We start from the raw sequence: 21,624 nt of genomic DNA, 5'->3' as shown, positions 1-21,624 counted from the left end.
TTAACCTTCTTCTTAGAATTGCTCTTTATAGTTCCGGGGACTTTTACCGGTAATGGATTTGAATACTCTGTTGAAATTAGTGATGCTGTTAAAACCACAGCTGTAAGCGATGGCCGCTATCCCATTATGGGAGCCGCTCATCAGCAATTTACAGGCCTCATTGATCCGCACCTTATTCAGGAAGCCCACCAGCGTATAACGGGTATGTTTTTTGAAATAACGGCAGAAAGCATGCGGGGTCATGTAAGCCTGTTCAGCCACCTCTTCCAGCGTAAGGGCCTTGCTGTAATTCTGGATGATATAGTTATAAATCGAAGCAACACGCATTCCTTCATTGTCATTAATGCTCCGTGGCAGTGAATTTACGGTAAGCGGCTCCAGGTTTTTCATACTGCTCAATGTTTTCAGTAACTGCAGAAACTGCATCAGCTGGTCTATACCATCCGAATTCAGCAAGCCGAGCAACCTGCCGGAGATATCAGAAAATAACTGGTGCGGTACTTTAAAGCCACAGTTATTCTCCTCCAGGAAGGCCTGTACATTTTTCATTTCAGGGAGGTCAAACAGAGCGGATAGCTTATCTGTGGGATTAAAGAAAACTGTAATGGTCCGGATCTTCTTTTTACTGTCCACCTCAAAATACTCGGGATCACTTTTAAAGACATGGGGCATGTTGGCGCCAAAAAGATAAATCTCACCTGCACGGAACAAATGCATATTCATACCCGCAACTAAAGTCCCTTCACCTTCCTGAATCCATGTCAGCTGAATTTCCTTATGACGATGTAAATACGTGTAGAAATAAGGCATATCCTCTGTTTGAACAATGATTGTCCTGTCATGGGAAACCGGTATAGTAAAAGGCAGTACTTTCATTTACGAAATATACAAAAAGATAAATAAGCGTCAAATTAATTATCAATTTGACGCTTATTATTTAGCAGTAAATATCGCTTTTAAGCATACCTATTGGCCGAAAATGGATTGATGTCCATTGAGGGCGACTGACCATTAATGAGTTCGCTCACTAATTTACCGGTAGCCGGCCCAAGACTGATTCCCATCATACCATGCCCTGTAGCTACAGTCAGGTTTTGTAAAGATTTACTGTTTCCAAGATAAGGCAGCCCGTCAGGAGAACAAGGTCTGAAACCATACCATATATCTTTCGTTTCAGGCAGTGCAGGATGCATACCGGGAAAGTATTTAGGAATAGATTCCACAATTCCTTTTACCCGGTTAATGTTAATGCGGTCATTTACAGCATCGATTTCCATCGTGCCGCCAAAGCGGATCTTACCTCCCATTGGCGTAACAGAAACTTTAGCTTCGCACAATAAAGCAGCGATGTGCATGTTTTTCGCCGTATCATCTACTAAGAAGGAATAACCCTTACCCGGCATTAAAGGAATTTTAAAACCGGCACGTTTGGCTATTTCGGGCGACCATGATCCACCTGCCAGCACATAGTGATTTGCGCTGTATTGTTTCCCGCCGGCCAGCAGGCTGGTGATCTTTCCTTTCTCATGTATAATTTTTGTGACTTCTGTGTTTTTAATAATTTTAACGCCTTTAGCCAACAGGTATTTTTGCATTAAGGCCATCAGCTGATTTGGGTTCAGGTGGGCATCGCATCTGTAATGGATTCCCCCTAACACGTCCAGCTTAAGATCCGGTTGCAGCGTTTGGACTTCAGCAGCAGATAACGAGGCTACATCCAGTCCCAGATTTCTTGCCTGCTCTGCAATATGCAGTTCCTCCTCACCCACTTTATCCGTTTTGTACAACATCAGGATCCCGTTATTGGTCAGCCCAAAATCGCCGATATCCTTTGTCAGTCCCGCATACAAGTCCTTGCTCAATAAAGAAATGTCACGCAATGGCACAGCCGCACGTTCAGCTTTCTCCCTGTTTGCACTTTTCATGAATTTCAGTCCCCAGCCTGCCAGATCAAAGTTCAGCGAAGGCCTCACATAAAAAGGACTCTTGCTGTCAAACATCCATTTAATTCCCTTCTCTATCATTCCCGGGGCAGCAAGGGGCACAAAATGACTTGGAACAATCATCCCTGCATTACCGAAAGAGCAATTATCAGATAAATCCCCTTTCTCCAGTATCGTTACCTCCCAGCCAGACTGCTGCAGGTAATAAGCGGAGCTCAGCCCAACAATTCCGGCACCTATTATAATTGCTTTTCCCATTTATAGATCTTCTAATATTTTTAAAAATTCCAGCGCGTTAAATCACCTGGAAACCCTTTGCATAAGGATCATCATCATCAATTTTGATGGTGTTATAGCCAAATACTTTTGCCCATCCTTCAATACTTGGAATGATAGCTTTACGTCCCTGTAAGTCCACCACATCTTCTACCTTACCAATAAACGTACTTCCAATGATGCTTTCATGGACAAATGAATCACCCTTTTTTAGTTTGCCTTTAGCAAACCACTGCGCCATGCGTGCAGAAGTCCCTGTACCGCAGGGCGAGCGGTCTATCGCTTTATCGCCATAAAAAACTGCATTTCGTGCTGTAGCATCGGGGGATTTGGTATCTCCTGCCCAAAGAATATGTGTACAGTCTTTAATCGTAGGGTTTTCCGGATGCACAAAGCTATACAGCTCATTGATTCGTTTACGAATTACCCTGCTCCAGGAAATCAGCTGATCGGCTGCATAGTGATCAATCCCTTTAAAGTTAGGTTGCGGATCAACTATGGCGTAGAAGTTACCTCCATAGGCCACGTCAAAAGTCAGCGTTCCCAAATCCGGGCATTCCACGGTTAAACCTTCCGAATCAAGGTAAGAAGCCACATTTGTGAGCTTTACCGAAGATACCTTATTGTTTTCCTGTTTGTATTCAATGTTCACCAAACCCGCAGGTGCCTCCATTTTAACTATGCCGGGAACTTTTGGCATAATCAATCCCTCTTCTATCGCAATCGTAATTGTACCTATAGTACCATGACCGCACATAGGCAGACAGCCGCTGGTTTCAATAAACAGCACCGCAACATCATTTTGAGGATCATGAGGCGGGTATAAAATACTGCCTGACATCATATCGTGACCTCTTGGTTCAAACATGAGCCCCTGTCTGATCCAGTCATATTCTTTTAGAAAATGTTGTCTCTTTTCACTCATCGTCTCCCCAACAAGATTGGGTCCGCCACCAGCTACCAGTCGCACCGGATTACCGCAGGTATGCGCATCTATACAGAAAAATGTTTTGCTTGACATATATTATTTGGTCATTTTATTATCTACCAGTCTCCAGATATTTAACGGATTACCGTCCTGTAATGCCGGAGGCAATAATTTCTTGTCCCAGTTCTGCCAGCTTAATGGTCGCACAAACCGACGGATTGCCGTTGTACCTACAGAGGTGAAACGACTATCATTTGTCGCCGGGAAAGGTCCGCCATGCTGCATCGCTGCACATACTTCCACTCCGGTAGGCACGCCATTCAGCAAAATACGTCCCGTAATTTCCTCCGCTTTATCGAGTAATGTTTGATACGTATTCAATTCGTTTTCAGCTGCCATTACAGACAATGTTAATTGTCCGCCTGCGTAGGCCAGTACCTGTTCCAGCTCTTGTACATTATCAGCAACTACCAATAATGACCATGGTCCAAAAACTTCTTCCTTTAATTTTGGGTTAGCCAGAAATGCTTTTGCAGACACTTCAGCAATAGTGGCCAATGCCTGATTGCTTGCGCCATCCACTTCCAGTGACGATTTCGCTACCAGTGTAATCTCCTGTTCTTCCAGCATCCCTGCAGAAAGTGTGCTGAAGTTTTTACAAATCCCTTCAGTCAGCATTGTTGCCGAAGAAATCGCTGCAACTTTTTCTGCGAGCGTATCTTTAAAACGAGTTAAACCAGCCGAAGCCACACCCAGCAACAAACCGGGATTAGTACAGAATTGTCCGGCTCCCATAGTAATCGAAGCGGCATACTGTTCTGCTATCTGTTCCGCACGTGTTTCCAGTGCTTCCGGCAATAACAAAACAGGATTGATACTGCCCATCTCCGCAAATACAGGAATAGGCTCTTCTCTTTCCGAAGCCAGTTTGTTCAGTGCCATCCCTCCTTTAAACGAACCCGTAAAAGTTACCGCTTTGGTTTTTGGATGTTTTACCAGTAATGCACCAATTTCATAACCATCGTCAAACAGCATAGAGAATACCCCTTCAGGCATTCCTGTTGAAATCACTGCTTTTTGTATCGCAGCAGCCACCAGTGCACTTGTACCCGGATGGGCAGCATGTGCTTTTACAATCACCGGGCAGCCCGAAGCCAGGGCCGAAGCCGTGTCTCCGCCTGCAACAGAAAAAGCCAGAGGAAAGTTACTTGCCCCGAATACCACTACTGGTCCCATGGCAACTAACATTCTTCTGATATCTGGTCTTGGTGCAGGCTGCCTGTCCGGCAGTTCATTGTCTATAATTGCTTCTACCCAGGAGCCTTCCGCCAGCAGGTCAGCAAACATATTCAGCTGGCCTACCGTTCTTCCCCGCTCTCCCTGGATCCTGCCTAAAGGCAGAGCACTTTCTGCACAGGCGCGCTCAATCAGCTCATCGCCCACAGCCAGTATTTCATTTGCTATAGCCCGTAAAAAATCTGCTCTACGGTCTTTATCAATATTTTTATACACTGTAAAAGCACTTACAGCACGATTTAAAGCTTCATCAACATCTTTTTGCTGAGCAGGAAAAAAATCGCCTTCCAGAGTTGCCCCTGTTGCGGGATTAATCGCCTTAAATGCTGAAGTTGCTGCTTCAGCATACTCATTTCCTATTAAATTCTGTCCGTTCATTCTTTTGTGTTAAATATTATTGATCATTCAGGGGGATTATCCCCAGCTGCCTTCAGGCAATACCGGTCTTACCGCCAGTGCATCATTGATCACTTTAGTGATTTGCTCACGTTCGGTACCGCTCAACACCAAACGAGGTGCACGCACATATTCTGTACCCGTTCCAGTAGCCACTTCCGCAAGTTTAATATATTGTACCAGTTTAGGGTGAATATCAAGATCGAGTAATGGCATAAACCAACGGTTAATCGCCACTGCTTCATTAATCCTGCCTTCTTTTACCAAACGGAAAATCGCGACTGTTTCTTTAGGGAAAGCGTCTACCAGACCAGCAACCCAGCCGTGTGCACCTGCAACAATACTTTCCAAAGCCAGGGGATCAACTCCTGTAAAAATCTTGAAACGATCGCCAAAACGGTTTAGCATCCTGGTGATGTTACTGATATCACGTGTAGATTCTTTTACCGCGCTGATGTTAGCATATTGCTCCAGTTCTGCAAACATATCCAGCGTAACATGGATTTTATAGTCAACCGGATTATTGTAAATCATAATAGGAAGGCTGGTACTTTTAGCTACTGCAGCAAAATAAGCTACCGTTTCATCAGCTGATGCATAATAACGCAGCGGCGGAAGGATCATCACACCAGATGCGCCCAGTGATTCCGCTTTTTTAGCATGGCTTACCGCGATATTGGTCGCCTGCTCTGCAATACTAAAAATCACGGGAACCCTGCCTGCAACAGTTTTCAATGTCTCTTCAAGAAGTATAAACTTCTCTTCTTCTGTTAATGTGCTTGCCTCACCCAATGAACCTCCGATAACGATACCGTTAACGCCTGCTTCAAGCTGTGCTTCTATCCCTTTGTTACATGCTGCCAGATCAAGTTCTTCGTCTGATGTAAATTTAGTAGTGATTGCAGGAAATACACCTGCCCAAAAATCTTTATTCATAAATTATGTTTTTCTTTCAAAAATAAAGCATGATGAAGTGGCTTTTTAACTGGAAATTACCGGAAATCAGTTCGATCTTAACATATACCTATGTATTGAAAACGAGATCCAATTCGGCAATAGTTTTAGCCAGTGGCGGCCCCAATAAGCGACTGCCCCCTGGTGTAACCAGAAAATCTTCCTCGATCCGGATGCCACCGAAATTGCGGAACTTTTCTACTTCCGCATAATTGATAAAAGAGGCGTGTTTACTTTCGGCCGACCAGGCATCGATCAGGTCGGGCACAAAATAGAGTCCGGGTTCTACGGTCAGCACAAAACCTGCTTCGAGGCTTCTGCCAAGTCTGAGCGACTTCAGGCCGAACTGTGTACTTTTTTTCAAATCTTCTGTATAGCCTACATATTCCTCGCCCAGGTTTTCCATATCATGTACATCAAGTCCCATCATATGTCCCAGTCCGCACTGGAAAAACAGCGCATGGGCTCCGGCTGCCACAGCCTCTTTGGGATCACCCTTCATTAGTCCCAGATCACTGAGCCCTTCAGCCAAACGTTCGCAGGCCAGCAGGTGTACATCTTTGAATAATACGCCTGGTTTTAATGCCGCGGCGGCGGATTGATGTGCGTTCAGCACAATATTGTATACCTCCTGCTGCAGCGATGTAAAGGATTGGTCGACCGGGAAAGTACGGGTTAAATCACCAGCATAATGCATGTTGTTTTCTGCACCAGCATCACATAAAACCATCTGCCCGCTTTTCAATACATTGGAACCTGCATGGTTATGCAGGAACTGACCGTTCACGGTTAGTATTACAGGAAAGGCAAGATTACCTCCACCTGTTATAGCGACAGCTTGAAGGTGACCAGCAACGGCGCTTTCTGTCATCCCCGCTATGCCCAGCTCCATGGCAGCCTGATGCATCAATACACTGGTAGCTACAGCCTTTTCAATCTCCGCTACTTCTTCTGCGCTTTTTATAGAGCGCTGGGCAACGATGGCTTTGATCAGCGGAACTGATGGCTGACCAGTAACGCCCCATTCTGATAACTTTATAGTAGTTTCTGCCCTGTAAGGTGGCAGGAAATGAATATTTCTGCCACCTCTTAAAGCATTTGGTATTTCAGATTTCAGACGAACATACGCAATGCCGGATTTTTCTGCCTGCAGCGCTAAAGCTTCCTGCGGCCCTGTCCATACAATATCCTCTACCGTAGCATCATCACCAAAAAGAATCTCCTGGTTACTATCGATATCAATCATAAAACAAAGATCGGGTCTGTCTATCCCTGTAAAGTACAGGAAGCAGCTATCCTGACGAAAAGGGTATAAGTTATCCCTGTAATTCATTCCGCTTTCTTCATTCCCGGGTAAGAGGATAATTCCTTCACCTATAGCAGTTTTAAGTGCGTCTCTTCTTTGCTGATATACTTCTTTTGAAAACATAATACTAGTTTGAATCCCACCACACCCGGTTAGTAATCTTTGCGGATTGCTGTGGCTGAGGATTGGTTGTTAATTCTGTTTCTGGATACATTGCCCTTCTCGGTATTTCACTTAGCGCTCCGTCAACCTTTGTCAGTACAGGAAAACCTGTCCTTCTCCAGTCGTTATAGTTCTCTGTGCTTAAGAAGTTGGCTATGCTTTTCTCCTCAATAATTCTCTGGAGTGCATTAGCCGTAGTCAGTGTACCTCTGGCAGCAAGATAAGTAGTTATATCTCCGCCTGCAATACCCAATCTGTTCATATGATTCGTTACTGCAGCAGTAAATATCGGCTGAGCGGTCGCTGCACCAGATTTGATGAGTGTGGCCTCTGCTTTAATAAACTGGGCTTCAGTATTGGTCATCAGGTAATTACTGGCATTCTCCCCGGCATAATAGGCACCTCCCAGAGAATAAGATTCCAGGTTTTCCAGCGCACTGCCTACTCTCCTGCCTGTATACAAACCAGTAAGTATTGCCGGAGCCACCATTTTCTCCAGCCTTGGGTCACCTGTAGACTTTAAACCCTCTACAAAAGTCTGGTTTAACACTTTAGTAGATACCGGTCCGAAAGTCAGGTTCCATGGATTCTCACTGCCGGCCCCACCGTTGTAAGTCATTTTCAAATCCTGAGCATCAGTAGTGATGCCATTTGCCAGTGCCGCCAGTGCAAGATCTGCCTGTGCTGTAGCCGTGTGTCCCGGAGCTTTGGTCAGGTGCATATAATAACGCGCCTTTAAAGTGTAGGCCATTGCTTTCCATTTTGCCATATCCCCTTTATAATAGAAATCATCTGTACCTGGTTTGATCACGTAGTTTTTATCGATATCAGCGATTGCATTGTCCAGCAGGGACTGCATGGCACTATAAATACTTTCCTGGGAATCATAAACCGGATTTAGTGTAGTTGTACCTGTAAAAGCCTGCGAATAGGGTATATCACCCCAGATGTCTGTTGCAAAACCCAGGGAATAAGCCGTAAGTATTTTAGCGATTGCCTGGTAATTTGTATTGCCCGTCGCCACTGCTTTTTTATTCAGTTGCTGAAGGTTATTCATACACACCACATAGGTATTATACCAGTCACTGTCCCAGTTATTGTTAAAGGCCTGGTAGTTCCATAAACCAGGACTGGGTTGGTTTGGCGCAGTCGCCTGCAGCCAGTCCTGAATAATAATATTGGCGTTGCCAGCATACAGGTAATCCGATACAGCAACCTCTACCGGTGCCAGTATTAATGCTTCCTGTACCTCTATCGGACGGTTTGGATCGTCGTTTACGTCAAGAATTTTTTTACATCCACCCAGACTTACAGTAGCAAGGAGGAATATGATAGCGAATTTCTTCATTTCTTTAATTTTAATAAGTTAACAGCTCTGCTTAAAAACTCAGTCTCAGTGCAAAATCCACTGAACGTGAGGTTGGCGTGGAGAAGGAATAGATTCCCTGTACCCCCAATCCTGTTCCATAAGAACTTACCTCAGGATCTGCGCCGGTAAAATGCGGACTGTAAATCCAAAGATTTCTTCCTGTTACGGAGAATGAAGCGGCTTTGAAAGGTGTTTTCTTCAGCAGTTTACCAGAAAGTGCATAAGATAATCCCACCTGTCTCAGTTTTACATACGTTCCATCCTGAATGGTTGATTCATAGATCAGACTCTGATAATATTGCTGAGCCTTCACAGAAACCGTATTCGGTAATCCCGTTGTCTGGCTGATTCCGGCAACCACACGGTCTTCCCTGTTTTCTGTCACTTTTGCGGTACCATTAAAAAATGCGGCCGACTCTACATCATTCTGTACATCGCCACCTTTCTTCATGTCGAAGAAGAAATTAAAAGTAAAGTTTTTGTAACGGATGCTGTTATTGATCCCTGCCAGCCAATCCGGATTGGCATCACCTACAATACCAGGTGTAGCCGAAACCACTGGTAAACCTGCATCATTGATCAGCAATTGACCATCTGCCGTACGTTCGTAACGGGTACCATAAAAAACATTTATAGATTCACCTACGATGTTCCTGCCCAGCTGTGTTGTTCCCGGTGCCAGTGCCAGCAGCTTATTCTTGATCTTACTAAAGTTCAGCGTAATATCCCAGCTGAAATCCTGATTACGTATAGGTGCACCTGTTAGAAGTAACTCGACACCTCTGTTTCTTACACTTGCCGTGTTCACATAAGTTGAGGCATAACCGGTCGCTTGTGAGATATTTACAGGGATAATTCCGTCTGTAGATTTTCTTGCAAAATAAGAACCCTCAAAACCAATCCTGCTGTTCAGGAATTTCATTTCCAGTCCGGCCTCAAACTCGTCAAGGTTTTCATTTTTCAGCATATAGTTACCATACAGGTCGCTGATCAAAAAGCCTGGCTGACCATTATAAGGATATAAGAAAGAACCGGTCGCCGTATTTCTGCTGGCCAGGTTATAAGGCGTAAGTAAACTATAAGCGCCAACTATCTCATTACCTACCCGCGCATAAGAAAGTCTGATCTTTGAAAAGTTCATTACCCTGTTAACCGCAGCCGGCAACAAATCCGAAGTGATTAAACCCAGGGCAGCTGATCCGTAACTGTAAAATTGTTTATCACTAGACAATACAGAACTGCCATCATAACGTTGAGTTAGCGACAGGATCAGGAATTTATTGTAATCAATATTTGCCTGTCCGTAAAATCCAAGCTTACGCTGCAGGTAATGATTCTCACTCGATGAGATCACGGAACCGGCAGATACGTTAGTTAATCCATCTACTACCAGTCCCGCACCTTTCTGGAAATTTACCTGCGAATAGTCAGACCTGAAGTTTGTTCCTGCCAGCAGGTTCACATTTAACTTACCGAACTGTTTCTCTCCATTCACAATCAGGTCATTGTTATATTGTCTGTATAGTGAATTCTGCTCTATGATTTGTCCCTTAAGACCTATTTCCGGGCTGGGATCTTCCGTGTACTTCGTTTGTTCAGTATAGATATCAGCACCTAATCTTTCAGTGATCGTCAACCATGGCAGGGGTTTAAAGTTTACCGTAGCTACTGGCAGAAAGCGATTCACCACTGACCGGTTATTGATGTGATCAAGCGTCCATAAGGGTGCATTTCTGGACAGGCGGTATAAACGCTGAGAGCCATCAGGATTTGTAACAGGATAAGGATTCCAGGAGATTGGTTGTAAAAACACGACAAACTGCGGTCCGTTACTGGCGCCTTCCGGTAATCTGTTCTGTTCAGAATTGGTATAAGTCATCTGAAAAGTAGTTGTCAGCTTATCGCTGATTTTAGTATTGTGCTTGGCAAAAAATGTATGTCTTTCAAATTCAGATTTCGGCACAACACCTGTCTGATCTAAAAAGGAATAAGACATAAAATAATCAGACGCAGCTCCTCCACCCTCAACACTTACCGTGTTATTGGTGGTATGTCCTGTCTGATAAAAATCGTAAGGATTATACTTTGGTATTTGTGTGCCATTTACCAGCAGACCATCTAAAGCAGGGCCCCATGATTGTCCGATTTTCTGTGTTTCACCATCATAAAAAGTGCCGTTAGTACCCTGGGTATATTTTTGCTGCATCTCAGGTAAGATGGCTTTGTCGATTGAGAAATCAGATGACACAGAGATTTTAGCCCTTTTGTTGTATCCACCGTTTTTGGTCGTGATCAGCACCACACCCCGGGCTCCCAGTGAACCATACAATGCAGTTGCTGCTGCACCTTTCAATATACTCATAGATTCTATCGTGGCAGGATCAATATCAGCTGCCCTGTTTACGCCGGCACCAGCCGCGCCACCCGGAACATTTCCCGTTTCTGTATTGTCGATCGGTACACCATCCACCACAAACAGCGCCTGGTTTTCTCCTGTAGGTGAAAATGTACCTCTGATTACGATCCTTGAAGATGCACCAGGTGAACCTGATGAACTCGTCACCTGCACACCAGCAACCTTACCGGCCATCGCATTCACGATATTGTTTTCTTTTGTATTCGTTAATTCTTCACCGGTCAGTTGCTGTGTGCTATAAGTCAGCGAGCGCCTTTCACGTTTTACGCCCAATGCCGTTACCACTACTTCGTTCAGTTGTTTGTTATCTGCAGTAAGGATAATACTAAGTTCCTGCTCCGCAGTTACGACAACTTCTTTTACACCGAAGCCTATTGCACTGAAAACCAGTGTTGCCCCGCGTGCAGCGCTGATCTGAAAAGAGCCGTCACCCGCAGTAGCAACGCCGGAAGTTGTTCCTTTTACCTTTACGGTTACGCCCGGTATAGCGCCCCCGGTATGATCTTTAACCTTCCCTTTGATCAGGCTGGTTTGTGCATAGGTGCTGCCCAGGAAGAGCATCCCTATGACAAATAGTAAAAATTTCAATCTCATAATGTGGTGTGTTTTGGTTTGTTGATTTAAAATGATCTAGTTAATGATCCATTCGTGAATGCCCGACGCATTCTCTTTAGGCAGCTGTAATTCCAGTCGTAATGCACTTGTTTTAACCGGCTTAAAGCTTAACGTATTGAATTTATCTTTCTCCACAGCGTAGCTGTTCGTATTTTCCACAGGCAACCATTTTCCATCTTTCAGGTATAAAACCTGATAGCTGGCCGGTATACGGCATCCGCCCCACGGCGCATCATCGAACCAGTAAACTTTAGATTGGGTGACCTCATATTCCTGGTCAAAATCGTATTGCAGGTATTCCTTCGAATCCTTTTTAGGCCACCAGTGCAGGTAAGGATAGTTCGTGTCTTTAGAATCTACCGGATCATACTGGTCCTTCACCGAAACCAGCAATTGTTTATTACTCAAAGAGCCGGAAACCTTACTTTTTGAAGCTATAGTTGCCGCAGGTTTTGGTCGCGATGCAGATTCTTCATAAGGAATCCAGACGGCCATCTCACTCGGACCACGATTTGCCCATGCATAATAAGGAATCGCTGTTACGTCCTGTGCTGTCTTAATGATTTCGCTGCTGTTTACCTGTCTGTTAGCGCTTAAGCCTTTTACCGTTAACACTTCAATACCATTCAGCAATTCTGTGTTAAATGCCATTGCAGGCACCGCATTTTTATCGACCATAATATTCTGCACAAGGCTGTCACGGTTATCAGGACCTTCCAGGCAGTAGACTACCGGTCCGCGCTGAAAAGCAAAACGCCCTTTATCATCCTTTACTTTCTCATTTGCAACTACCTTTCTGGTTTCCATTGGCAGTGAGAGTGTCAGCTGATCACCTTTTTTCCAGCTGCGCTGAATCACGGCATAACCTTTAACCACGGTATATTTTAGCGGTTTTCCATTCACTAATAGCGTTACCGGTGCAGCCGGACTTTCCATAAAGCTGTACAGCGTTCCCGGAACAGGCTGTGTACCTGTCCATCCCGGAATCCGGACATGCAGCGCAAATGCCGCACTTTTATCAGGATCAACTTTGATTTCGACTTTCCCATCCCATGGATAGTTGGTGGTCTGGGCAATTTTCACATTCGCCGCAGGTAGTTTAATCTCACTGCTGTTGCTCATAAAGAGGTTCACATATAAGTTATCCGCATCCTGTGCATATACATAACCTGGCACCGAAGGTAAAAAACGGGTCATGTTCGAAATACAGCAAGCACAGCTGAACCATGCGCTACGCTGGTGCTGATGCATAGAAGCCAGCGGATTAGGATAAAAGAAACGGTCACCGCTCAGGGAAACGCCAGACAATAATCCGTTATATAAAGTGCGTTCCAGTACGTCAATGTATTTGGCATCTCCATGCAGCTGGAACATCCTGCTGTTCCAGTAAATATTGGCAATCGCAGCACAGGTCTCTGCGTAGGCCGACATATTAGGGAGCTGATAAGCTTCCCCAAAGGCTTCGCCAGCGCCTGTAGCACCAATACCACCGGTGATATATAATTTCTTATTGACTACATCTTCCCAGATATCATCAATTGCTTTCAGATACTTTTTATCGCCGGTAATCGCAGCAACATCTGCCATACCGGTATACATATAAGTAGCTCTTACCGCATGACCAACTGCCTCATGCTGATCAACTACCTTTGCTTGTGCCTGATTGTAGGCATCCCCTTTTGGTCCGCGTTCATCCAGAAAAAACTTGGCCAGATCCAGGTATTTTTCATTCCCTGTAATACGATATAATTTTACGAGACCTATCTCTACGACCTGGTGGCCAGGATATTTCTCTACTTTCCCATAACCGAAATCCTTCACCAGCAGGTCTGCATTTTTAATCGCAATATTCAGTAAGGTTTTCTTTCCTGTAGCCTGATAATGGGCTACGGCAGATTCAAACAGGTGTCCCGAGTTGTACAACTCATGACTCAGTTCCTCTTCCTTTTCCCATCTCTTACTCCCAATCCAGTCATGGGGCTTAGCAGCATTTACCGTGCGGAAAGTAAACAGGTAACCGTCCTTCTCCTGTGCCGCAGCTATAATTGTGATCAGCGAATCAATGTATTTGTCCATCGCAGGATCTGCCTTCATCTGCATCGCATAGGAAGCGCCTTCTATTACCTTATAAATATCTGTATCATCGAATGGAAAAGCGCTGAGCTTATCACCCGGAATAGTTTTAGCCGCCCTAAGGAAGTTGTCTATCCGGCCGTCCATCCTGCATTGCTGCAAGGTATAAGGAATGGTTATATTAGCATTTACGGCCATTTTAGGTGCCCAGAACTGGTCGTTTACATGTACATGCGTAAACGCAACAGGCTGAATTGGATAGTCTTTTTGCTGTGCATATATTGTCTCAGAAAACAGCGACAATAGGATTATCAGTTTATTAATTCTCATATTCGGTTCAATATTCAGGTTTAGGAGAACTCAAATTTATAAGATTAAGGAACTGCTATAAGTAGCATATTAACCAATAACAACAGGATATTGTCTTGATTGAGGAGGGGGCATTTTGGCATGTAATTGTATTAGTCAGAGTCTCCCTGGATTATAATTTCCTCACAGTTTCTTCACCCGTCGTTCACCCATTGTTCAGGTGATCTGTACCCCCGGGTTGGAAAAGGATGATGGTTGAGTGAGGAATTATGATGCTGGCAATATCACCCGCTCTTTGATCTTAGGTGAAACAATCATATAGATAACCAGCACTAAGACCATCAACCCGATAAAAAACCAGTAATAGGTTGCTCCTTCCAGCGAAGCGAAAAAGCCGTGGTTCGAAATGCTCCGGTTAACCAGCGCGGTAAATATATTACCAATGGCAATAGTCAGCAGCCATATCGCACCCATTGTGCTTTTCATTGAAGCAGGAGCTTGTGTATAAGCGTATTCAAGACAGGTAACGGAAACCATTACTTCCGCAGCAGCGAGGAAAAAATAAGCAAATACCTGCCACCATACTGAAGGATGTGTTCCCTGATCCACTCCTGTTTGCACCAGTGCAATAATTACAAATGAAATCACAATCATTGCTAATCCTCCACCTATCCTGCGGAGTGGCGTCATGCTAACCCCCATACGCTCCATAAAAGGATATATCAGGTAATTATATACCGGAATCAGCAGTAACAGAAAAAAAGGATCAACGGTCTGAATCTGCTGCGGCAATAACTCATAGCCAAAAATATGACGATCCAGTTTAGCGGCCTGCAATACCCATTCTGAAAGATTCTGATCCCACATTGCCCAGAAAAGAGGGATAAAACTGAATACAGCAATCACACGGTATGCGGCCTTGATGTCCTCCACCTTTTCAGGATTAAATTTCAATTTGGCTACATCTAACAAGGACTGACCTTTTTGTTTTTTACGAAAATTTAACAATGCATATAAACTGATAAAAACAAAGTTATCTTTTCTGATACCTGTGGGCGGCACGCGCACATATGTGTTACGGCCAAAATAAAAGATGATTGTAGCGATGGCCATTAATATTCCGGGAATCCCAAATGCCCATTTAGGACCATATGCAGCATAAACAATTGGAATCAGCAAGGTAGAAAGCGCTGAGCCTGCGTTGATACTAAAATAAAACCAGGCATACACCTTAGAAAGCAGATGCTGGTTATCCTTATTAAACTGGTCGCCCACATTAGCCGATACACATGATTTTATCCCTCCCGCACCTATCGCAATCAGCACAAGGCCGAACCTGAACATATCCAGATCGGTATCAAATAGTGATAACAACAAATGCCCTACGCAATACAATAAGGAAATCCACAGAATAACCTTATACTTCCCAAAAAACCAATCCGCTGCAATGGCACCAACAAAGGGTACAGTATAGGCCAGCGATACGAAAAAATGAGTGGCTTCATTTGCTTTTGCTTCCGCGACTGATTGCAGCGCAGGATTAAGTAAAGGGTTAAAAAACTGCAATACCAGGAAGGTGGTCAGGATGGAACGCATGCCATAAAAGCTGAAACGTTCAGCAGCCTCGTTGGCAATAATATAAGGTAAACTCTTAGGATAGGCCATGAAGTAAATCTGCTCTTTAAATCCAAGAAATGATGACCGGTTTTTAATTTAAAGCAGTTAGATATTAACCAAATCATACCTTTTCAACTGCCACAAAATTGACGAAGTCAAATAATAAAATTGAAAATTATCCAGAAAAAAGACGCAGAACGAAATTTAGCCATTGGTCATAAACAAGAGCTTAAGTCGTTCAGGTGGTAACATAAACTGTACTGAGTGCTTCCAAACCAAATATTGGAGATTGTCAGACAGAGAGTTACGACAAATGATTTGACATAAATTGATTTAAACAGGTATGATATTAACCGATATCATCCTTAAAATAAAATAACTGACACAATTATAATACTCAGTACTTCGCATGAACCAAATTTTAGTCTGGCTATGGATGTTAAAACCTCCCTTTTATTTCAACAATTAAAGGTTTGCTGTAAGCAAATCATTAAAAAACTGTTAATAGATGTTAAAATATGCAGGATTAAGGTTGTGTGGTCAATATATATTTAAAATAAAATCAACCACCACTAACCAATTCTTTTATGAAACAAAACTTTACTAAACCCATTCTTAAAATGGTTCTCGGAGTAATCTTCTATCTCCTTATACCCTGGAGTGCCTTTGCGCAAAACAAGGTAAGTGGAACCGTTGTGGACAATAAAAATAATCCGCTGCCTGGCGTATCTGTGTTTGAAAAAGGCACAAAAAACGGAACCACAAGTAATGGCGACGGAAAATTCAGTCTTACACTTACTCAAACTAGTGCTACCATCACTTTCCGTATGGTCGGTTACCTGGCAAAAGAACTCCCGGCTGCCGGAAAAAGTGTATTAAATATAAAGCTGGAAGATGATAATCAATCACTCAGTGAGGTAGTACTCATCGGTTATCAAACCATAGAAAGAAAGAAATCATCCTCTGCCATTTCATCTATTAAAGGAAAGGACTTTCAGAATACGCCTTACGCCTCTGTGGATGCGATGTTACAAGGAAGAGTAGCGGGTTTAGCCGTAATGAGTACAACTGGCGAACCGGGTGCGAACAACATCGTAAATATTAGGGGGAGCAGCAGTGTGAACCTTGGTGGAACCTCCTCTCCGCTATACGTCATTGATAATGTGGTTTACGATGTGAATGATATGCAGTCCAGTGCAGGATCGAATCCTCTGGCAGTAATCAATCCCAACGATATTGAAACGATTGACGTATTAAAAGATGCCTCTGCCTCTGCAATTTACGGCTCAAGAGCAGCAAACGGTGTAATTATTGTGACCACGAAACGGCCTAAGCTGGGTATACCGCAAATCAGGCTTTCCAGTTACTATGGAATGTCGGGCAAACCATCGCTCAGATCAGTCATTACCGGTGCCTCAGAACGGAGGTTAAAAATGGATTATCTGTATGGACAAGGTACGTATGACAGGCTTCAGGCCGGACTAAGTCAGATTCTGACGGACAGTTTAAACGTGGCCTTCAATAACAATACAGACTGGCAGGGATTATTTACGCAGAACGCTGGTATCTATAATATTGATGCAAGTGTCAGTGCTGCTGAGGACAAATATTCCTACAAATTTGCCGTAAATAAGTACTACGAAGAGGGTGTTTACAAAGGTTATGATTTTGACAGGCTTACGCCTAGTCTGTTCCTTATGGTCAAACCGAGTAAAGCCATCAGTGTAAATACCAACATTATCTATGGTAACAGTAAAGCCAAACATGGGATGGGTACCGGAGCTGTTTCCCCCTTTATCACATGGGGTTTCCCATCTTCCTTTTTCAAGGTAAGGGAACTGGAAGAGCAATTGTATAGCGGTACCTACGATGAGTTACGTGATGATGATCGCAATACCTCGTTAGTAGCGAATGTGCAGTTAAATGCCACGCTGGCCAAAAACCTGTTGTTTACGAGTAACTATAGTTATAACACACAGAACAATACAAGGAACTATTTTATGCCAGGTGTGCTGGGCGATGGAATCAGCAGAGCTTTTACAGAAATTCTGCAATCCAGGACATGGGAAACAACCAATTACCTGACCTATAATTTTAAGGTAAAAGAAGACCATAGTTTCAGTGCATTGATAGGTCAGGGTGCCGAGCGCGCGACAAGGAATAACAGCTTTGTTCAGGGTAGGAATATTACGATCGCAGGTGTAAAAACTGTACAGGGACTGGCACCAGGGGCAGATCTTTCTGGTAACTCTTATACCGGACAACGCTCAAAGCTATCTTATTTCGCACGATTGAGTTATGATTATAAATCGAAATACCTGTTACAGGCAAGTTACCGCCGGGATGCATCTTCGCGATACAGCGTAGATAACAGATGGGCAAGTTTCCCTTCAGTATCATTAGGTTGGGTACTTTCGGAAGAGGAGTTCCTAAAACCGATGAAGGATGTAGTTTCTTTCTTTAAAATCAGGGGCAGTTATGGCTTAACCGGACAGGATCCGGGTGATTTTTATGCACAGTACACTACACTGACTTCCGCAGCAGATTACGATGGATCAGGACTGGCAAATGGAATTGCAGGCGACAGAGGTCTGCAGAACATTACTACCTACAACGGAACCCAGGTAGCTTATCCATTTTACTATGGCCCTGCCGCATCCTCAACAATCAAATGGGAAACGAATAAGCAGTTTAATATTGGTGCAGATATCAGCTTTTTTAAAGACCGGATTATGCTGACAGGAGATTATTATGTAAGGGATACCTACGATCAGGTACTGGCAATTCCCGTTCCTGTAACCACTGGTTATACCACTTTACTGGCTAACATTGTAAGTACAAGAAATACAGGTGTCGAGTTAACTTTGAATACCAGGAATCTTGGCCCGGCGTCCAAATTGCAATGGTCAACTAACTTCAATATTGCTTATAATAAAAACTATGTGATCAAACTGCCAAACAACGGGCGTGAGATCACTTACGGACCACCCTGGTTACAGCAAAGTTTAAGTCTGGGATTACCGCTTTTCTATTACAAAGCATGGGAACAAACGGGTGTATATGCAACCCTTGCAGATGTACCGGTAGATCCATTGACGGGTGACAGACTTAAAAATGGTGCAACTAATCAGTTCTATGGTGCGGGTGACCCGGCACTGAAAGATATGAACGGAGATTATATCATTAATGATAGCGATAAGATTAACTCAGGTAGTCCGAATCCGAAATATACCGGTGGTATGACGAATACATTCAGCTACAAAAACTTCTCTCTGAGTGTATTAACCACATTTGTGGCTGGTCGCCAGTTAAGAAATGGTTATTTATCTGATCTTCTGCAGGATGCAGGTACTGACGATCCATATTACAGATGGGGAGTAAGCTCTGGCCCGGCTACACATCTCACCGAAGGCAAAACATTCTGGTCGCCAACCAATACCAATGCAGAAGTGGCAGGACTGGTTAGAAACACAGTGGATAAATGGAACATCGGTTCTTCTGCTTTTGTACAGAATGCCAGCTTTATCCGGGTTAAAAGTATTCAGTTAAGTTATTCCTTACCTCAGTCTATCGTTAAAAAATTCAAAATGCAGGGATTCCGGATTTATAGTGTTGCCGATAACCTGTACCTGAAAAAATATGCCGATGTACCTGATCCTGAGCTGATTGAAGCAACAGGTTATTATAACGGAAATACTTATTCCCTGCCAAAGAAAATAACATTCGGTCTGGAAGCTACTTTCTAAGTTTTGTATTATCTCCAATTAAATCTATTAAAATGAAATCATCAAAAATATTTATCATAGCAACAATCTGCATAGGAAGCCTGCTTTTTGCTTCCTGTAAGAAGTTTCTGGATCAGGAACCGATTAGTAATCCTGCAGAAGTTAACTATTGGAAAACAGCCAGTGACGCAGAGAGTGGTGTCGCGGGATGTTATGCCTTACTAAGAACCGCCCTTAATAATAAGACCATTGCCTATTATGCCTATGGTGATCTGCCTACTGATCAATTTTCTGCCGTAGGAAGCGAAGACGGACAGGATATCAGTAATCTTAATTTGTCTATCGGTGTACCAGCAAGTGCTGATTACCGCCCTATGTATGGTTTGCGCAGATGGGATAATTTCTACAGAGCGATTGACCAGGCAAGCAGCAGTATCAGGAACATTCCAAAAATTGATTTTACTACAGGCCAGAATGGCGCAACAAAAAACAGCCTGATTGGTGAAGCGTATTTCGTTCGTGCTTTCAGCTACTTTTATATTTCACGCGTATGGGGTGATGTACCGTTGGTGACCACTGAAGTGGCAGCAGAAAATGCGGTGAATTTACCCCGTGCTTCAAAAGAAGCCGTAATGGCACAATGCATCAGTGACCTTAAAGCGGCTATTCCATTGTTGCAATACGGTTATTCTAGCACCACCAACAGGGCTATCCGTGCCAACAGAGGTGCCGCATGGGCATTGCTGGCACATATTTATGCCTGGCAGCAAAATTACACTGAATGTCTTGCGGCAACAGATTCAGTGATTACACGTGGTCAGTACAGCCTGGTCAACAGAGCAAGCAACTATTTAAGCATATACAAGGGACAGTCAACCGAAGGTATTTTTGAAATCTCCATGAACGCCCAAAATGAAGGTGCAATCAATGGAATAGCGAGATATACTACCAAGGCACCTTACAATACCACCAATAATGGTAATGCCCTCTATACGCTGAATACAACAACACTGACTGAACTGTATAGTGATACGACCGACCTGCGCAGGAAAAACTCATTCGCATTTCTGGGTACAACTGATCCGATCTGTATTAAATACGCAAATTTTCAGTACAGCACGCAGAATAACATTGTTATCCCTATTGCTTACAATAACATTATCGTTTTCAGACTGGCAGATATCAAATTATTGCAGGCCGAAGCCCTTGCAGCGCTGAACCGGTTTGCTGAAGCAAAAGCACCATTAAATGAGATCAGAAATGCAGCCGGACTCCTGGCTTATGATGGAACTGATGACAACCTTTTCAAGGCTATTATTGATGAGCGGGGTCGCGAATTATTTCTGGAAGGCCATCGGTACTATGACCTGGTAAGACTGGCTAAAGTGAAGCAGATCTATGCATTTGGCGGCACAAGGATGTCAGAATCCCAATTCCTGCGCGGCAAGTATTACTGGCCGGTAGACCCTACGCTTATCGCTTTAAACAGCCTGATCACGCAAACGCCTTTCTGGGCATCCAGCATGTAAAACATTTAAAATCAAAAAAGATGAAGAAATTATATAACGTGACCTTATACCCGGCATTGATGATCGCTTTAACGGCACTTTTATTATGCAGTGCCTGCAAGAAGGATTATCTGGACGACGGTGGCATTCACGATGCAAAAACACCCTTAACAACCTTTGATTACCTGCAGCAGCATAAATATCATATGTTTGATACGCTGACGACCATCATTCTGCATTATAACCTGAAGGATGAAGTGAACAATGCGAAGACGTTTTTTGCACCGAGCGACTTCTCCATTAACCGCTACATGAAGTTTCAGAATGCGCGGGTAAAAATGAAAGATGAGCAGGCTAGCTTTACGATGGACAGTCTTTACGCCAGGCTTACAGTAGATTCTATCAAACAATATCTGTTCGCTAATCAGATCAGAACATCAGACTTCACTGACTTCGTCGTACATCCAACTGCCAATCTGGGCAGTACAACCTCAGGTATCCAGCGTTTACAATCGACCGACGGCGCGCATAACCAATGGTCAGGCCAGCCTGTGTACTTGTTATACTATGTAAAAATCCGTGGCAGACAAGATGTTCCCGGAGAAACAGTAACACCGGATAACCCGCTGGATATTGCTGTAGTCTGCCAAACTACCGGTATAGAGACCTCTTCCGGAGGAATCCTGCACGTCCTGGCCAATACACATACTTTCGTCACCTTCTAAATTAGA

At 43.7% G+C, this 21,624-nt stretch carries 13 protein-coding genes; 3 read left to right on the top strand and 10 right to left on the bottom strand.

Features of this window, described 5'->3' with window-relative positions:
* Window positions 1-12: 12 nt before the first annotated feature.
* The 10 genes from OQX62_RS22870 to OQX62_RS22825 form a co-directional block, all read right to left on the bottom strand.
* Window positions 13-876 carry an AraC family transcriptional regulator gene (locus tag OQX62_RS22870; RefSeq protein WP_265833988.1) on the bottom strand — a complete coding sequence of 288 codons (864 nt, stop codon included), beginning with the start codon at window positions 874-876 and terminating at the stop codon, window positions 13-15.
* 80 nt (window positions 877-956) lie between these two features.
* Complete coding sequence (locus OQX62_RS22865; RefSeq protein ID WP_265833987.1) at window positions 957-2,201, bottom strand: NAD(P)/FAD-dependent oxidoreductase; 1,245 nt, start codon at window positions 2,199-2,201, stop codon at window positions 957-959.
* Between the two features lie 37 nt (window positions 2,202-2,238).
* A complete protein-coding gene (locus OQX62_RS22860; RefSeq protein WP_265833986.1) occupies window positions 2,239-3,240 on the bottom strand; it encodes a 4-hydroxyproline epimerase in 1,002 nt (333 codons plus the stop codon).
* A 3-nt stretch (window positions 3,241-3,243) separates the two neighbouring features.
* A complete protein-coding gene (locus OQX62_RS22855; RefSeq protein WP_265833985.1) occupies window positions 3,244-4,821 on the bottom strand; it encodes an aldehyde dehydrogenase (NADP(+)) in 1,578 nt (525 codons plus the stop codon).
* 36 nt (window positions 4,822-4,857) lie between these two features.
* Window positions 4,858-5,775 (bottom strand): dihydrodipicolinate synthase family protein, encoded by a 918-nt coding sequence (locus tag OQX62_RS22850; protein ID WP_265833984.1) that lies wholly within the window; start codon window positions 5,773-5,775, stop codon window positions 4,858-4,860.
* Window positions 5,776-5,863: 88 nt separating this feature from the next.
* Window positions 5,864-7,222 carry an aminopeptidase P family protein gene (locus tag OQX62_RS22845; RefSeq protein ID WP_265833983.1) on the bottom strand — a complete coding sequence of 453 codons (1,359 nt, stop codon included), beginning with the start codon at window positions 7,220-7,222 and terminating at the stop codon, window positions 5,864-5,866.
* 4 nt (window positions 7,223-7,226) lie between these two features.
* On the bottom strand, window positions 7,227-8,609 hold the full coding sequence (locus OQX62_RS22840) for a SusD/RagB family nutrient-binding outer membrane lipoprotein (protein ID WP_265833982.1): 1,383 nt from the start codon (window positions 8,607-8,609) through the stop codon (window positions 7,227-7,229).
* A gap of 31 nt (window positions 8,610-8,640) precedes the next feature.
* Window positions 8,641-11,640 carry a SusC/RagA family TonB-linked outer membrane protein gene (locus OQX62_RS22835; RefSeq protein WP_265833981.1) on the bottom strand — a complete coding sequence of 1,000 codons (3,000 nt, stop codon included), beginning with the start codon at window positions 11,638-11,640 and terminating at the stop codon, window positions 8,641-8,643.
* Between the two features lie 36 nt (window positions 11,641-11,676).
* Complete coding sequence (locus tag OQX62_RS22830) at window positions 11,677-14,064, bottom strand: glycoside hydrolase family 127 protein (protein WP_265833980.1); 2,388 nt, start codon at window positions 14,062-14,064, stop codon at window positions 11,677-11,679.
* A 246-nt stretch (window positions 14,065-14,310) separates the two neighbouring features.
* The gene (locus tag OQX62_RS22825; RefSeq protein ID WP_265833979.1) at window positions 14,311-15,708 is read right to left on the bottom strand and encodes a POT family MFS transporter; all 1,398 of its coding nucleotides are present in this window, start codon (window positions 15,706-15,708) and stop codon (window positions 14,311-14,313) included.
* A gap of 539 nt (window positions 15,709-16,247) precedes the next feature.
* On the opposite strand from OQX62_RS22825, the gene OQX62_RS22820 reads away from it, so the two are divergent.
* Genes OQX62_RS22820 through OQX62_RS22810 form a run of 3 tightly spaced genes read left to right on the top strand, consistent with a single transcriptional unit; the run spans window position 16,248 to window position 21,618 of the window.
* Entirely contained in the window at window positions 16,248-19,406 is a 3,159-nt protein-coding gene (locus tag OQX62_RS22820) for a SusC/RagA family TonB-linked outer membrane protein (RefSeq protein ID WP_265833978.1), read from the top strand.
* Between the two features lie 32 nt (window positions 19,407-19,438).
* A complete protein-coding gene (locus OQX62_RS22815) occupies window positions 19,439-20,914 on the top strand; it encodes a RagB/SusD family nutrient uptake outer membrane protein (RefSeq protein WP_265833977.1) in 1,476 nt (491 codons plus the stop codon).
* A gap of 20 nt (window positions 20,915-20,934) precedes the next feature.
* Complete coding sequence (locus tag OQX62_RS22810) at window positions 20,935-21,618, top strand: hypothetical protein (RefSeq protein WP_265833976.1); 684 nt, start codon at window positions 20,935-20,937, stop codon at window positions 21,616-21,618.
* Window positions 21,619-21,624: the final 6 nt, after the last annotated feature.

It is taken from the genome of Pedobacter sp. MR2016-24 (genome assembly GCF_026239655.1).
Lineage (GTDB): Bacteria > Bacteroidota > Bacteroidia > Sphingobacteriales > Sphingobacteriaceae > Pedobacter.
Note: the sequence above shows the minus strand (reverse complement) of the source record. Positions and strands in the feature narration are given on the sequence as shown.